The 14,656-nt window shown below is 67.2% G+C and carries 12 protein-coding genes; 7 read left to right on the top strand and 5 right to left on the bottom strand.

Features of this window, described 5'->3' with window-relative positions; translation table 11 throughout:
- The first annotated feature begins 504 nt into the window (after nucleotides 1-504).
- The 4 genes from ACWGST_RS04110 to ACWGST_RS04095 all read left to right on the top strand — a co-directional run bounded on the left by ACWGST_RS04110 (nucleotide 505) and on the right by ACWGST_RS04095 (nucleotide 4,560).
- Nucleotides 505-999 (top strand): hypothetical protein, encoded by a 495-nt coding sequence (locus ACWGST_RS04110; RefSeq protein ID WP_452045375.1) that lies wholly within the window; start codon nucleotides 505-507, stop codon nucleotides 997-999.
- 120 nt (nucleotides 1,000-1,119) lie between these two features.
- Entirely contained in the window at nucleotides 1,120-1,386 is a 267-nt protein-coding gene (locus ACWGST_RS04105) for a multicopper oxidase domain-containing protein (protein WP_452045374.1), read from the top strand.
- Nucleotides 1,387-1,465: 79 nt separating this feature from the next.
- A complete protein-coding gene (locus ACWGST_RS04100; protein ID WP_452045373.1) occupies nucleotides 1,466-3,124 on the top strand; it encodes an FAD-dependent oxidoreductase in 1,659 nt (552 codons plus the stop codon).
- A 428-nt stretch (nucleotides 3,125-3,552) separates the two neighbouring features.
- Nucleotides 3,553-4,560: a DUF2202 domain-containing protein gene (locus ACWGST_RS04095; protein ID WP_452045372.1), complete on the top strand. Its 1,008-nt coding sequence runs from the start codon at nucleotides 3,553-3,555 to the stop codon at nucleotides 4,558-4,560.
- Here the strand turns inward: ACWGST_RS04095 and ACWGST_RS04090 are convergent.
- Nucleotides 4,557-4,826, bottom strand: a complete 270-nt coding sequence (locus ACWGST_RS04090; protein WP_452045371.1) for an SHOCT domain-containing protein — start codon at nucleotides 4,824-4,826, stop codon at nucleotides 4,557-4,559. The two genes, ACWGST_RS04095 and ACWGST_RS04090, sit on opposite strands and share 4 nt — an antisense overlap.
- Before the next feature lie 272 nt (nucleotides 4,827-5,098).
- Between ACWGST_RS04090 and ACWGST_RS04085 the strand changes: the two genes are divergently transcribed.
- The 3 genes from ACWGST_RS04085 to ACWGST_RS04075 all read left to right on the top strand — a co-directional run bounded on the left by ACWGST_RS04085 (nucleotide 5,099) and on the right by ACWGST_RS04075 (nucleotide 9,159).
- On the top strand, nucleotides 5,099-5,860 hold the full coding sequence (locus tag ACWGST_RS04085) for an SDR family NAD(P)-dependent oxidoreductase (protein WP_452045481.1): 762 nt from the start codon (nucleotides 5,099-5,101) through the stop codon (nucleotides 5,858-5,860).
- Between the two features lie 259 nt (nucleotides 5,861-6,119).
- Nucleotides 6,120-6,566 (top strand): Hsp20/alpha crystallin family protein, encoded by a 447-nt coding sequence (locus tag ACWGST_RS04080; RefSeq protein WP_452045370.1) that lies wholly within the window; start codon nucleotides 6,120-6,122, stop codon nucleotides 6,564-6,566.
- A 109-nt stretch (nucleotides 6,567-6,675) separates the two neighbouring features.
- Nucleotides 6,676-9,159: a glycoside hydrolase family 65 protein gene (locus tag ACWGST_RS04075; protein ID WP_452045369.1), complete on the top strand. Its 2,484-nt coding sequence runs from the start codon at nucleotides 6,676-6,678 to the stop codon at nucleotides 9,157-9,159.
- 123 nt (nucleotides 9,160-9,282) lie between these two features.
- Here the strand turns inward: ACWGST_RS04075 and ACWGST_RS04070 are convergent, their stop codons facing one another.
- From ACWGST_RS04070 to ACWGST_RS04055, 4 genes are all read right to left on the bottom strand, one after another.
- Nucleotides 9,283-10,803, bottom strand: a complete 1,521-nt coding sequence (locus ACWGST_RS04070) for an ABC1 kinase family protein (RefSeq protein WP_452045480.1) — start codon at nucleotides 10,801-10,803, stop codon at nucleotides 9,283-9,285.
- 206 nt (nucleotides 10,804-11,009) lie between these two features.
- Nucleotides 11,010-13,592, bottom strand: coding sequence for a cation-translocating P-type ATPase (locus ACWGST_RS04065; RefSeq protein WP_452045368.1), 2,583 nt, complete (start codon nucleotides 13,590-13,592; stop codon nucleotides 11,010-11,012).
- A 64-nt stretch (nucleotides 13,593-13,656) separates the two neighbouring features.
- Nucleotides 13,657-14,019, bottom strand: coding sequence for a VOC family protein (locus ACWGST_RS04060; RefSeq protein ID WP_452045367.1), 363 nt, complete (start codon nucleotides 14,017-14,019; stop codon nucleotides 13,657-13,659).
- The coding region (locus tag ACWGST_RS04055; RefSeq protein WP_452045366.1) for a hypothetical protein at nucleotides 14,016-14,656 on the bottom strand (641 nt) is incomplete at its 5' end. The genes ACWGST_RS04055 and ACWGST_RS04060, both read right to left, overlap by 4 nt.

Here is a 14,656-nt window from a genome sequence, read left to right as displayed (position 1 = left end):
TGGCAGTCGGGGAATCACCCGCCGCAACGCGCTCGTCCTGGGCGGTGTTGGCGCGGCGGCTCTCGCTGGGGGCGGTCTCTGGCTTCGGAGCCGGGGGCGCAATGAACCCGAAGCCCCGGCGGGGGCGACCCCCGAGGCGAGCCCCTCGCTCAACCCATCGCCGCAGCTCGAGGACTTCGGCACCCTCACCGAGCCCGAAGTGCTCCAGAGTTCGGACGGCCTCCTCGAGCTGACCCTCGCCGCTGCACTGACAGACGTCGTGGTAGCGGGTCGGCAGGTGCGGGCGTCGACGTTCAACGGCAGCCTCCCGGGTCCCACACTGCGGATTCGGCCCGGCGATCGGATCGCCCTGACGTTCCGAAGCGAGCTGGACCACCCGCCCGGGGTGTTCTGGTATCACCGCATCACCACGGCGACTCCGCAGAGCAGCTCTTCGCGGGCCTGTACGGCGCGATCATCGTAGACGACGAGGAGCCCGTCGCGGCCGCGGGGGAGCGGCTGCTCATGATCTCCGACATCGCGTTCGACGGCGCCGACGTGCACGTGGCATCCGCCGGCGAGCGCACGCTGGGGCGAGAGGGCGGCCTGGTCATGGTCAACGGCCAGGTGGGTGCGACGCTGATCGCGAGGCCGGGGGAGCGGCAACGCTGGCGCATCATCAACGCGTGCAGCTCGCGCTACCTGCGGCTTCGCCTCGACGGGCAGCGGATGCAGCTGCTCGGTGTCGACACCGGCCGCTACGCAGAGCCCCAGGACGTCGACGAGATCGTGCTCGCACCCGGCAATCGCGCGGACGTCATGATGACGGCCGTGCGGGGGGACCAGCGTGCTTCAGGCACTGCCGTTCGATCGCGGCAGCATTGGGGATGCTCGGGAGTCCCTCAAGTGCGACGTCTGGCGCAGACCTCCTCACTCTGGTGGTGGCGGGTGAGCCGGTCACCGCTTCCCCACTCACTGTTCCGCTCCCGACGACGAGGGACCTCCGCGCCGAGCAGATGACCGGAGCGCGGACCATCACCCTCGTGATGGGGCCGGGCGGCGGCGGCATGGACTTCACGATCGACGGCCGCGATTTCAACCACGATCGCATCGGACCACGATCGCATCGACACCGAGGTCTTGCGCGGGTCGCTCGAGGAATGGGCAATCGTGAACCAAAGCCCGATGGACCATCCGTTCCATCTGCATGCCTGGCCCATGCAGCTCCTCGAGGTAGCCGGGCGGCCCGTCGAGGGCATCGACTGGCGCGACGTGGTTCCGGTGCCGGCCCGCGGCCGCACGGTCGTACGGATCGCATTCGAGGGTCTTACCGGCAAGGCGGTGTATCACTGCCACATCCTCGACCATGAGGATCTCGGCATGATGGGCACGATCCGCACGGGTTGACGTGCCGCCCGGAAGACGAGCCAGTGAATACCCCTGGGGTATTTTGACAATACCCCCCGGGTATCCCTACGATGGTCTCATGACCCAGAAGCGCTACCTCATCATCGGCGGAGTCGCCGGCGGCATGTCCGCTGCCACCCGCCTGCGCCGGCTCGACGAGAACGCCCGGATCACGGTGCTCGAGCGCGGTGGCCATGTCTCGTTCGCGAACTGCGGACTTCCGTACTACCTCGGCGGCGTCATCGAGCGGCGCGACACCCTGCTCCTGCAGACCCCCGCGTCGCTCGGCAGCCGGTTCAAACTCGACGTGCGCGTGCGTACCGAGGCCGTTTCCATCGACCGCGACGCCAAGACGGTTCGGGTCCGCGACCTCACGACGGGGGAGGAGACCGATGAGGCCTACGACGCGCTCGTGCTCTCGCCCGGGGCGACGCCAGTGCGTCCCCACATCCCCGGCGGCGATCGCATGCTCACGCTCCGCGACATCGACGACGTCGACGCCGCGATGGCCGAGCTCACCGTCGCTCCGAACAGCGCGCTGGTCATCGGCGCGGGATTCATCGGTCTCGAGATGGTCGAGAACCTCGTGCACCGCGGCCTCGCCGTGACCCTCGTCGAGCTCGGCGATCAGGTGCTGCCACCCCTCGACCCCGAGATGGCCGGCCCCGTCGCGGAGCGACTCCGCGCCGCGGGCGTTGACGTGCGTCTCGGCACGCAGGTCACCGAGCTCGGCACCGACACCGCGGTGCTCTCCGACGGCGAGGTGGTCCCCGCCGAGTTCGTGCTCGCCTCGATCGGCGTGCGACCCGACTCGTCGCTCGCCACGGCCGCCGGCCTCGAGATCGGCGAGCGTGGCGGCATCCGGGTCGGCGACCAGCTGCGCACGAGCGACCCGCACATCTACGCGATCGGTGACGCGGTCGAGAAGACCGACGCCATCTCGGGTGAGCAGCGCCTCGTCGCCCTCGCCGGGCTCGCCAACCGCCACGGACGCCTCGTCGCCGACGCGATCACAGGCAAGACGATCCACGTGCGCGACGCGCTCGGCACCGCCGTCGTCGGCGTCATGGGCCTCACCATCGCGGCGACTGGCTGGAACGAGAAGCTGCTCCGGCGCATCGGCCGCGACATCCGCGTCTTCCACACTCACCCGGCCTCTCACACCGGCTATTACCCCGGTGCGGAGTCGATGTCGCTCAAGCTTGTGGTGGACGCCACGACCGATGAGATCCTCGGCGCTCAGGGCGTCGGTGGCGACGGAGTCGACAAGCGCATCGACGTGATCGCCACGGCAATGACCGGCGGTATCAGAGCCTCCGAGCTCGCCGACCTCGAGCTGGCGTACGCGCCGCAGTACTCCTCGGCGAAGGATCCGGTCAACATGCTCGGCTATGTCGCACTCAACGCGGCCGAGGGCCTCACCCCCTCGATCCAGTGGCATGAGCTGGAGGCCGAACGCGACGCGGGTGCGACCCTCGTCGACGTGCGCACTGCGGGAGAACACGCCGACGGTGCTATCCCGGGCTCGGTCAACATCCCGCTCGACGAGATCCGATCGCGGACGGATGAGCTGCCCGAGGGACGCCTCATCGTGCACTGCAAGGTCGGCCAGCGCGGCCACACCGCCGTGCGACTGCTCGCCCAGCTCGGCCACGAATCCGTGAACCTCGACGGCGGCTACCTGACCTGGATCGCCGGCACGAGGGCCCGCTCGGCGGTTCCTGCACTCGTCGCCTAGGCCGTCCACCACACCACACACCCCTGAGGAGAGCCCATCATGTGCAGCCCCGTCCCGTGCACCTGCGGAAAGACGACCTGGTCCGGCTGTGGCCAGCACGTCGACGATGTGAAGCAAGTCGTCCCCGCCGCACAGTGGTGCGACGGTAGCCACACCCAGCGCTGAGCGCACTGACCCGCCCCCGAACCCCAACCCGAGGAGAACCATCCATGTGCAGTGCAGTCACCTGTCGTAGGTGCGGAAAGACAACCTGGGCCGGCTGCGGCCAGCATGTCGACGAGGTCATGCGAGGCATTCCGCGCAGCCAGCGCTGCGAGGGCCACGCGAAAGAGTCGGGCTTCTTCTCGCGCCTGTTCTCCCGGTGAGGTGACGACCCATGGCGACGCCCGGCGCTGACCGGTGAGTTGCAGCCCCTGCAAGCGTTCGGCATGACGTTCCTGTTCGACATGTCGATGCGGCTGTTCGTGGGAGCGCGGTACATGCCGCGCCTGGTCATCGGGTCGCTCATCGTGCGACGCCAGCGACCCGAATGGGTCGGCGAGCAACAGAAGCTCACCTGGATCATCGGTCTCGTGCTGGCCTTCGTCTCCTGTACCGCGATGGGTTTCCTCGGCGTCAGCGCCGAGATCCAGCTCGCACTCTGCAGCGTCGGACTGGGCGTGCTCTTCATCGAGAGTCCGGATGTCGCGGCCGCGACGATCGCAACGATGCCCTCCAAGGCACCTCCGACGGCCGACACGCCCGAGCCCGAAGCCGTCGCACCATACGACACGACCACCGCCCTGGTCTTCCTCATGGAGGAGAAGAGACTCGCTCACGACGTCTACGTCACGCTCGGTGAAGAGTGGGGCACCGGCATCTTCGCGAACATCGCCGGGAGCGAGACCACCCACCTGAGCCCGGTCGCGCCGCTCCTCGGCGATCGCGGCATCGACGATCCGCGCTCGGCGGAGGTCGGCGTATTCGCCGATCCGGACCCGCAGTCCCTGCATGACCAGTCGGTCGCGCGCGGCTCGACGAGCCTCGACGAAGCGATCCAGGTCGGCATCCTGATCGAGGAGAAGGACATCACCGACCTCAGTGCAGCCATCACCGCCGAGGATGAGTCCAATGTGGTGAGCGTGTTCGAGCGGCTCCTCGCCGGCTTGGAGCCCACCTCCGGTCATTCACGCGAAGTTCCGGTAACGCGTCGTACCCCACCTGACCGCCGCCCGTGCAGACCGTACTGCACGGTGATGGCGGGAACTGGAGAACAGCGCGACCCGATCATCGCGGCCAGCAGGCCAGTGCGGACGCGTATCCGCGCCGTCGCGACGGCGCGGATCGTGCGGCGCCGACGCGGGACGGCGTCTGTGCGCAGGTGCTCACACCGAGGGCCTTCTCGAACGGGTTGTGAGGAGTGTCCGCGTCAACCGTCGACTCACATCGTGCGCTAGAGGTGCCGACCTTCATCGAGGGATGAACGAAGTTCTCGGTACTGCTCGGGCGTGATCTCGCCGCGGGCGAGTCGTTCCTCCAGGATGCGACGAGCAGGATCAGTGTCTGGCCGTTTCGTGTCTGGCGGGCGCGTCGATGAGCCAGTCGAGCGGACCACCATCACGATCAATGCGGCGATGCCGCCGATGCCGCCGATGATGAGCAGAGCCAGCAGAAGGCCCGGGATCCACATCCACCACATGCCGTAGCCGTAGTCCCACATCATGGCTCGACCTCCTCTCGGTCGCTTTGTCGGAGTCAAGCACTCGGTGGCGCCACCCCTTGGGTCTTTCGACCCGCGCCGTGGGCGGTCGGCTCAGCTGGCCGGTTCGGGTCGCATCAGAGTTGAATTCGGTCGTCGAGGGCGTCGATGCCGATCGGGAGCCTCACCCGGAGCCATTCGCCGGCGGCGGGACCTTCGGCCCGCGCATCACGGCTCCGACGAAGTCCAATGGAGAGGTAGAGATGCGAGATGGAACGGTGCGGAGAGAGAAGATCATGACCGACTCGTTTGTTCCCGACCGGTTCGCCGGTCAGACCGCGATCGTGACGGGCGCCGGCTCCGGCATCGGCAGAGCGACCGCCGTACGCCTGCTACAGGAAGGCGCACGGGTCATCGCCACCGACGTTGTCACCGAGAGGCTGGAGGAACTCCGCAACGCCCGCTTCAGCGAACGACTCGTGACCGTCGACGGGGACATCAGCTCAGAGGAGACGGTACAGGCAGTCGTCGCTGCGGCAGCCGGGCGGGTCGACGCGCTTGCGAACGTCGCCGGAATCATGGACGGCTTCCTTCCATCCGCCGAAATCGACGATGCCACGTGGGAGCGGGTGCTGAACGTCAACCTCACTGCCGTCATGAGGCTCACCAGGGCCGTCCTTCCGCTCATGCTCGAGGCCGGCTCCGGTTCGATCGTCAACGTCAGCTCAGAGGCCGGTCTACGCGGATCAGCCGCAGGAACCACCTACACGACGTCGAAGCATGCGCTCAACGGATACACCAAGAGCACTGCGTTCTTCTATACGCCCAAGGGGATCCGGTGCAACGCCGTCGCGCCAGGCGGCGTCGCCACCAATATCGAGGCACCCTTCAAGTCGCAGTTCGCCGGCGAACGCCTCGGACCCTTCATGCAGGTCAACGTGCCTCCAATCGCCACGGCCGAGCAATTGGCCGCGGCGATCTGTTGGCTGCTCAGCGATGATTCGCTCAACGTATCCGGCGTCGTGCTGGCGAGCGACGGGGGCTGGGTCGCCATCTGAGACTCGGCCGCGCCAGGACATCGAGCAGCCTGCTCCGGTTTCTGCAGCAACTCGTCGACGCGGGTGAGGAAGCGACCGCCGCGCGCGGCTGCTCGACCACTCGGCCGAAGACCACGTGGGCGACCTGTGTCCGCACACGCCGGAAGCCGGTGGGACGGGCCGGCACGGACGATGGGACGTTCGACCCTCGTGCAGGAACACCTGAGCTGTAACGTCGCCGACGTCAGCACGCTCCGCGTGAAACTCGAGAGGAACGATCATGGCACGCAACCTCGTTCGGTTCGATCCGTTCGCCGAACTCACCGCATTGAAGGAGCAACTCTTCTCCGAGGGTCTCTTCAGCCCAAGTCGCAAGATGATGCCGATCACGGACGTCTACACAGAGGATGACTCGCAGCTCACAGTCGAAGCGAACCTTCCCGGATTCCACGAGTCGGACATCAGCGTCGACGTCGACCAGGGCGTACTGGTCATTCAGGCGGAGAAGCACGAGAAGGAGGAAGACAAGGGAAAGAGGTACGTCGTGCGCGAGAGCAGCGCGAGCTACTACCGTCGTATCGCACTTCCTGAACAGGCCGACGAGGACCAGGTCTCGGCCACCTTCACCAGTGGCGTGCTGAAGGTCACGGTGCCGTTCAAGGCACTCCCGGCCGCCCGGAAGATCACGATCTCCCCTGCGAAAGACACGAAGGAAGACTCGAAGTGATGCTCTCGACGATTCACGTCTCGAGGAGGGCTGTACCGCGATTGAGGAGGAGTTGAGGCGCACGGCATACCTTGGTCATTCGGCGGATGCCGCTGCGTACCGTGGAGGAATGGCAGACTCCGGCCTCCTCAACGGGCTCCTCTGCGGGGTCCGACATCCGGACCATCCATCCGACGCTGCCGACACATGGGTCGTGGCGTTCGACGAGTACGTGCCTGCGGAGGAAGGGAAGCGGGAAGCGCTCTGTACGCTCGCAAACGGCTATTGGGGCACGCGCGGAGCCGCTGAGGAGGCCGTCGCCGACGACACGCACTACCCGGGGACGTACTTCGCGGGCGTCTACGACGTGGTCGACTGGATGGTCGGCGGCGTCGCGATGCCCGACGAGGAAATGGTCAACGCACCGAACTGGCTGCCCGTTCGGATCCGCCTCGGAGGTGACGACTGGTTCGGTCTCGACCCGCTCGAGAACACCGACCTGCTCGAGTTCCACCAGGAGCTCGACGTGCGCCACGGCATCCTGACGAGGAGCGTCGCCGTGCGCGATCCCTTCGGCCGGGTGACCGAGGTGCGCAGCGATCGGTTCGTCTCCCAGGCGACGCCACGGCTCGCAGCACTGCGGGTGTCGATCCTGCCCGCGAACTGGTCGGGCCCCGTCACGGTGCGGACGGGCATCGACGGCCGGGTCGCGAACTCGAACGTGCCGGGCCATTCGCCGGGCACGCATCGGCACTTGCGCCCCACCGTGCTGCGCGAACAGGCACCGGACACGGTGCTGCTCGAAGCGGAGACGAAACGGTCGAATGTCCGGATCGCCACAGCCGCCCGCACCACGGCGCGGCTCGGCGAATCCGAGATTCGACCGACGCGCCGGTTCGACGCAGACTCGGGCGGGGCAGTGATGCACGAGTTCACCACCGATGCCGCGGTCGGCGTTCCACTCGTGATCGAGAAGGTGGTGCACGTCAGCACCTCTCGAGACCGGGCAGTGCTCACGCCGGCCGAAGCCGCCGCGGACGGGATCGCGCATGCGGCATCCTTCGACCAACTGCTGATCGCCCACACGCAGGCGTGGGAACGTCTTTGGCTCGAGTTCGCAGTGGAACTGCGGCCCGCGGGGAAGGAGGCTCTCGCGTTGCACTTCAACGCGTTCCATGTGCTGCAGACACTCAATGCCGTGGACGCCGATCTCGATGCTGGAGTTCCGGCTCGCGGCCTGCACGGTGAGGCGTATGACGGCCACGTGTTCTGGGACGAACTGTTCGTATACCCGTTCATCACGCTGCGCCGGCCCAGACTGACCTCAGCATTGCTCGCCTACCGGCACCGTCGCCTCGGTGCAGCGCGTGCGGCGGCTGCTCGGGCCGGCCATGACGGCGCGATGTTCCCGTGGCAGAGCGGCATCGCGGGCGACGACGTCACCCCGAGACGGCTGTTCAACCCGTTGAACGAGCAGTGGATGCCCGACCACTCGTCGCTCCAGCGTCACGTGGGACTCGCGGTCGCGTTCAGCGCATGGCAGTACTACGAATCCACTGGGGACACCCAGTTCATACTGCAGGATGGCGCCGACCTCATCATCGAGGTCGCCCGGTTCTTCGCGTCGCTCGCGGTCTACGATCCTGCGCGCGACCGGTACTCGATCGACCACGTCATGGGTCCTGACGAGTTTCATGACGGCTACCTCGACCGGCCCGGCGAGGGCGTGCGCGACAACGTGTACACGAATGTGATGACGGCGTGGGTGCTGCGAAGAGCTATCGCCACGGTCGACGTGCTGCGGCGGCATCCGGGCGGTCTCGACTGGAAGCGGCTCGACATCATGCCCGGCGAGCCCGAAGAGTGGGAGCGCATCGCGCGCCGACTCACCGTCGTGTTCAACGACGACGGCACGCTCTCGCAATTCGACGGCTACGAGGACCTCGAGCCCATCGACCTCGACGCGTACCGACGGAGGTACGCGGACATCGGACGGCTCGACCTCATCCTCAATGCTGACGATGACACGACGAACCGATACCAGGTGTCGAAGCAGCCCGACGCGCTGATGCTGCTGTACCTCTTCTCGGCCGAGGAGCTGCGGGGAATCCTGGCCGACATGGGCTACGACCTGCCGGCCGATGCGGTCGTGCGAACGGTGGAGCGCTATTCGGTGACTTCCACCTATGGATCGACGCTCTCGAACGTCGTGCACTCGTGGCTCGAGGCGCGACGGGATCGCGCGCGCTCATGGGGGTTCCTCACGCAGGCGCTCCGCAGCGACCTCGACGACATCCAGCACGGCACCACGCGCCAAGGTGTGCACATTGCCGCCATGGCCGGATCGGTCGATCTCGTCACGCGCTGCTATCTCGGGCTCGAGATGCGCGGCGATCGGCTGTGGTTCCACCCGTTACTGCCCAGCGAGATCGGCTCCGTCACGTTCCACCTCGCCTACCGAGACCAGGCGCTCAGCGTGACCGTCACGCAGGAGGAGCTGCGCATCATCTCGGCCGAGGGGGAGGCCGCCCCCATCCGCATCGTCGTCGAGGGCATGGAGCACGAACTCGCCACCGGCGACGAGCGGAGCTTCCGTCTTCCAGCTGTCGCTTGAGCCCGCTACCGAGGGTGTCGAGCACACGGCATGCGCATGTACGAGTCACCCATGGTGGTCGGCCGCGAGCATCGAAGGGGCGAAGGCCACATGCCAGGTGGAGGCATCCGTGACGGCGTGATGTCAGCGCAGCCGGCGGCGCCGGGCGGTCCACGTCAGGTACGCGCCGAGGGTTCCGATCGCTCCGAGCCCGGCGCCCACCATCGCGCCCTCCCAGGAGCGCCATCGCCGTTCGCTGGCCACCAGTCCGCCGATGCCGGAGATCAGAGCGGCGCCGATCATGCCGGCCACGAGCCGGTTCCCGATTCGCTCGGCACGCCCGACCAGCGGCTCGAGCTCGGCGGCTCGAAGGTGCACCTGGATGCCCGTCGTGTCAGCTGCATCGACCAGTCGGCGGACGATGCCGGGAAGATCGAGCGCGAGTTCGCCGACGTCGACGGAGGCCTTGACCAGGCGCTTCGCGATGACCGATGCGCGGAGCCGCTCCCACGAAAGGCGTTCCGCATACGGTTCGAGCGCGTCTCCGAGGCGGAAGTCCGGATCGAGCCGCATGGCGAGCGCTTCGATGAGCAGCAGCGCCTTGAACAGCAGGATCATCTCGCGTGGCAGCCGGACGCGATTGTCTCGCAGGATCGCGAACAGGTCCGCCATCATCCTGGCGAACGGTGTCTGGCGAACCGACCGGAGACGGTAGCGAACGAGGAACGGCCGCAGGTCATCGCGGAGCGTCATGCGATCGACGGAAGCGCCAGTGACCGAGACTTCGATCAGCGCTGACGCGAGCAGGCCGACGTCGCCGCGGACCATGGCGATGAAGAGGTGGCTCAGGTGTTCGCGCAACTCCTCCCCGATCACGCCGACCATGCCGAAATCGACCAGCGCGATCGTGCCATCGCGGTGGATGAACAGGTTCCCGGGGTGGAGGTCGGCGTGAAGGAATCGGTTCTCGAAGATCATCTTCAGCACGATGTCGGCGCCACGTCGGGCGAGGAGATGGCGGTCGACTCCGGCCTCGTCGAGCGCGACGGTATCGGCGACGTTCATCCCGCCCATCCGTTCGAGGGTCAGGACTCGCGACGTGGTGTGATCCCAGATGACGCGAGGGATGACCACACTGGGGTCGTCCTCGAAGTCCCGCGCGAATCGTTCGGCGTTCCGGCCCTCCTCGAGATAGTCGAGCTCCGCGCGGATGGTCGAGGCGAACTCGTCGACGATGCCCACGGCATCGAAATCCCGTGCGAACTCCCACGCTCGCGTCGCGCGCATCGCCAGATTCTGCATGATCTCGAGGTCCATCTGCACCTGGGAGACCGCACCGGGCCTCCTGACCTTGACCACGACGCGTGTCCCGTCGGTGAGAGTAGCCGCATGGGCCTGCCCGATCGATGCGGATGCGAGCGGTCGGTCGTCGAACGACGCGAACACGCTCTCGGGCTCCGCACCGAGCTCGCTCCGGATCACCGCGCGGATCTCCTCGACCGCCACCGGCGGCGCAGCATCCTGGAGCCTCGCGAGCTCGGTGACGAACGCTGGTGGAAGCAGGTCCGACCTCGTGGAGAGCAGCTGTCCGAGCTTGATGAACGTGGGGCCGAGCTCCTCGAGTGCGGCCCGCAGATGCGCCGGTGACTCGGCGGTTGCGCGCATCGCGGCATCGGCAGCTCCGCCGTGACCGCGGGGCATCATGCGATCGAGTCCCAGAAGACCCGCGGCGAAGCCGAGCCCATGGCGACGGAACGCCGCCGCGATCTGGAGGTAACGATCGACGTGGGTCGTTGCCGGCCTGGCGCCCTCATCCCCGTTCATGGTCCGACCCTACGCCAACCTCCAACGTGCGAAAGGGCTGGGCCGCATCATCGCGATGCAACGCGCGGCATCCAGCGAAGATGCAAACGCTTCTCCAGTGCGTCGACGCCGAGGAGCGTCGGGATCGCGGCGAACGCGACGAGCCACCCCGCCGTGGGCGGGCTCGCCTGCCCGAGCAGCGCGGCGATGGGGGTGACCCAGAGGGTCAGGAGCGAGAATGCGATCCCGGCTGCCACCGCACCGAGCAGCAGGTGGTTGGTGCCCCAGCCGAGCGCTCCCGGCCAGTGGGTGGAGGACCGGCAGGCGAAGGCGTTCGCTGCTTGGGCGAACACGACCGTGATGAACGCGGCACCGGAGGCCGACGCCAGTTCCTGGCCTGCCGGGAACACTCCGCCCGGCACCCATCCGAATGTCGCGAGCGACACGAGGAATGCGGTCATGCTGAGCAGCGCTTCCAACGGCCCGAGCACGCCGAACGCCCGTCGGAGCACCGTCCCGTTCATGAGCCGGCCGCTCACCGGTGGTCCGTCGAGCAGGTGCTTCGCGGGAGCTTCCGCGCCGAGCGCGACAGCGGAGAATGTGTCGGTGCCGAGATCGAGCGCGAGGATCTGCAGCACCCCGAGGGCGAGCGGGAACTGGTCGCCGGAAAGCGCCCAGACGAGGAAGGGGGTGAGTTCGGCGACGTTGTCGGTGAGGTGGTAGGTGAGGAACCGGCGCACATTGATGTAGGTCGCACGGCCTTGCTCGACACCTGCGACGATGCTTGCGAAGGAGTCGTCGAGCAAGACGAGATCGGCAGCCTCGCGGGCGACATCGGTCCCAGATCGCCCCATCGCCACGCCGATGTCCGCCTCATGCAGGGCGGGTGCATCGTTGACGCCGTCACCGGTCATGGCGACGACGTTTCCTCGAGCGTGCAGCGCACGGGCGATCCGCAGCTTCTCCTCTGGAGAGACGCGCGCGATCACCACGCCGTCCCGATCGAGGATCGCTCCCAGGTGCTGCTCATCCGCAGGCAGATCCGCACCGATCAGGACCGGGTCGCCGGGGGTGCGCAGTCCGACCTCGTCGGCGATCGCAGTCGCTGTACCCGGGTGGTCACCCGTGACCATGGCGACCTTGATGCCGGCGCCGCGGCAGATCCGAATCGCTTCGGATACCTCTGGGCGGGGAGGGTCCTCGAGCGCCACGAGGCCGAGCAGGTGGAGGCCGAGCTCGAGGTCCTCCTGGCGATCTGGAATCGAACCGCGACGCGCTCCTGCCGCGATCGCGATCACGCGAAGACCGCGGGCCGTGAGGTCATCGACCGCCGCGCGGGCGCTCGGCTGGTCGCCGCAGAGTGGAAGCACAGTGTCGGGCGCCCCCTTGACCACGACCTCTTCAGTCCGCACGACCGCCATGCGACGCAACCGCGGGTCGAAGGCGAAGCGCCGCAGCACGACATCCTCTCGTCGGTCCACGGATGTGTCGATGCCGAGGCGCCGGGCGAACGCATCGAGGGCGGCCTCCATGGGATCGCCGTGGGCGCACCATTCACCGTCCACCTCGACGACATACCCGGTCGAACAACGCTCGGCCGCGATCGCGAGATCACGGACCGGCTGCTTCGCGCCGTCCGATGACCATGTGAGATCGGCCACGGGACCATACCCGCCGCCTCCGACCGTGACCCAGCCATCCGGGACCCAAGCCTCGATGACGGTCATCTGGTTCCGGGTGAGGGTCCCGGTCTTGTCAGTGCAGATGAACGTCGTGGACCCCAGGGTCTCGACGGCCTCGAGGTTGCGGACGAGAACGTTGCGCTTCGCCATGCGCTCCGAACCCAATGCAAGTGACAGCGTGACGGTCGGAAGCAGCGCCTCTGGTACCAGGGCCACGGTCACGCCGACCGCGAAGACGAACGCATCCTGGATCGAGCTGCCGACCAGCACGGAGACGAGAAGGAACAGCGCGCCGACGCCGACCGCGATGGTGGCAGTCAATCGCACGACGCCATGGAGCCCTCGGGTGAGCGGCGTGTCCGGCTTCTCCGCGGATCCCGTCAATCGGGCGATTCCCGCGAGCCTCGTTCTCCCGCCGACCGCCTCGACCTGGGCTTGACACTCGCCTTCCACCACGAAGGTGCCGGCGAAGAGTTGTTCGCCGACTGCAACGCTGCCCGCGTCACTCTCACCCGTGAGGATGGAGGAGTCGACGAGCAGCCGGTCTTCGGTGAGCACGGTCGAATCGGCCGGCACGCGGTCGCCACTCTCCAGGAGCAGGAGATCACCGACGACGACCTCGATGGCTTCGATCACCTGGCGGACGCCGTCGCGTCGCACGGTGACCTGCGAAGGCAGCATGTCCTGGAGTCGGTCGGCTGCACGGTCTGCACGGGCTTGCTGGACGGTGGCGAAGGCGCCATTCAGCAGCACGACAGCGGCGATGGCGATGGCGAGTTCGGGAAGTCCTGCCACGAGAGCGAACACGGCCGCGACCCACAGCATCACTGCGAAGAAGCGGACCAGCTCCCTGAGTAGACGGCGAAGCGCCGACGGACGTTTCGCCTTGGGCAGCGCGTTCGCACCGTCGCGGGCGAGGAGTTGTCCGGCTTCCGCCGATGTCAACCCATCCGAATCGCCGCCCGTCATCGCCGACCTCCCATTCCCTCAGCGGCAGCAACCTCAGCGCTGCGGGGCGATCACCATCGAGATCTCACTCTCCCGGCTGGTCCGGCGATTCCGCCATGATGCCGATCGCGTTGCCTTCGGGGTCGGAGAACATCGCGAATGCACCGACCCCTTGGATCGGCATGGGTGTCACGAGCGTTCGGCCGCCGAGACTCGCTGCACGTTCGAGCGACGCTTCCAGGTCGTCGACGCCGACATAGAAGGTCACGTATGACGGCATGCCCTCGCGGGTCTGCAGGATCCCTCCGCCGATGCCCCCGTCCGCCGGGGTGACCAAGCCGTAGTCCGCGTCGCCCGTGATCTCCCAATCGAACAGCGCGGCGTAGAAGTCCCGCAACCTGACGGCATCCCGGGCGCCGATCTCCCAATGTACGACTGGCTGGGTCATGATGCACCTCCCGTAGTTGATGATGTGTCTCGTGCAACGCTCGAGCGGGTGAGCCGTCGACGCGTCGCACGAGCGATCGGAAGCAGGCCGAGGCTCAGCATCACGAGACCGAGTTCGACTGCCCCAGCGATGAAGTAGACAGCCTGCAGGAAGCTGAAGGGGATGACCATCATCTGGACGAAGATCCATATGAGTGCGGCGTACCCGGCCGCCGCAGCCGCGAACCATGCCGATGGGCGCCGTCGGAGAAGGAGCACGAAGGCGATCGCGTGGATGCCGCCGAGAACAATGGCGAGGACGAGCCCCGGCACCAGGTAGGACGAGAACGGCGAGCCCTCGAGGTACTCGGCAGGCGGCGTGATGACCAGTGAGAGGTCGGGGACCAGCGCCCCGAGCGTGAGCGCGGCACCCCCGCCGAACGACGTCACCGCAACGAACGCCTCGACGACGAGCAGGGTGACGCGGAATGCGCGTTGCGGGCTCATGCGGTCAGTGTGCGTCGTTCCGGCGCGTGCCGGCGGGGACGAAGGTCCCCCCCGCACCCGTCGCATATGCGTATAGTCCAAAGCGTGGAAAAGGGGGTCCAGTGCCCCCCATAGAGGTACACCAGCAGTAGAAGGCCAAATAAGGCAAAACC

The sequence above is a fragment of the Agromyces sp. NPDC055520 genome (assembly GCF_053619715.1).
This window is presented reverse-complemented; position numbering and strand designations above follow the sequence as displayed.

What these genes read in the sequence shown, in the direction of transcription:
- ACWGST_RS04080 (WP_452045370.1), top strand. Translation starts at nt 6,120, where the DNA reads ATGGCACGCAACCTCGTTCGGTTCGATCCGTTCGCCGAACTCACCGCA.
- ACWGST_RS04095 (WP_452045372.1), top strand. Translation starts at nt 3,553, where the DNA reads ATGACGTTCCTGTTCGACATGTCGATGCGGCTGTTCGTGGGAGCGCGG.
- ACWGST_RS04110 (WP_452045375.1), top strand. Translation starts at nt 505, where the DNA reads ATGATCTCCGACATCGCGTTCGACGGCGCCGACGTGCACGTGGCATCC.
- ACWGST_RS04070 (WP_452045480.1), bottom strand. Translation starts at nt 10,803, where the DNA reads ATGCGCGCAACCGCCGAGTCACCGGCGCATCTGCGGGCCGCACTCGAG.
- ACWGST_RS04075 (WP_452045369.1), top strand. Translation starts at nt 6,676, where the DNA reads ATGGCAGACTCCGGCCTCCTCAACGGGCTCCTCTGCGGGGTCCGACAT.
- ACWGST_RS04060 (WP_452045367.1), bottom strand. Translation starts at nt 14,019, where the DNA reads ATGACCCAGCCAGTCGTACATTGGGAGATCGGCGCCCGGGATGCCGTC.
- ACWGST_RS04085 (WP_452045481.1), top strand. Translation starts at nt 5,099, where the DNA reads ATGACCGACTCGTTTGTTCCCGACCGGTTCGCCGGTCAGACCGCGATC.
- ACWGST_RS04100 (WP_452045373.1), top strand. Translation starts at nt 1,466, where the DNA reads ATGACCCAGAAGCGCTACCTCATCATCGGCGGAGTCGCCGGCGGCATG.
- ACWGST_RS04090 (WP_452045371.1), bottom strand. Translation starts at nt 4,826, where the DNA reads ATGATGTGGGACTACGGCTACGGCATGTGGTGGATGTGGATCCCGGGC.
- ACWGST_RS04065 (WP_452045368.1), bottom strand. Translation starts at nt 13,592, where the DNA reads ATGACGGGCGGCGATTCGGATGGGTTGACATCGGCGGAAGCCGGACAA.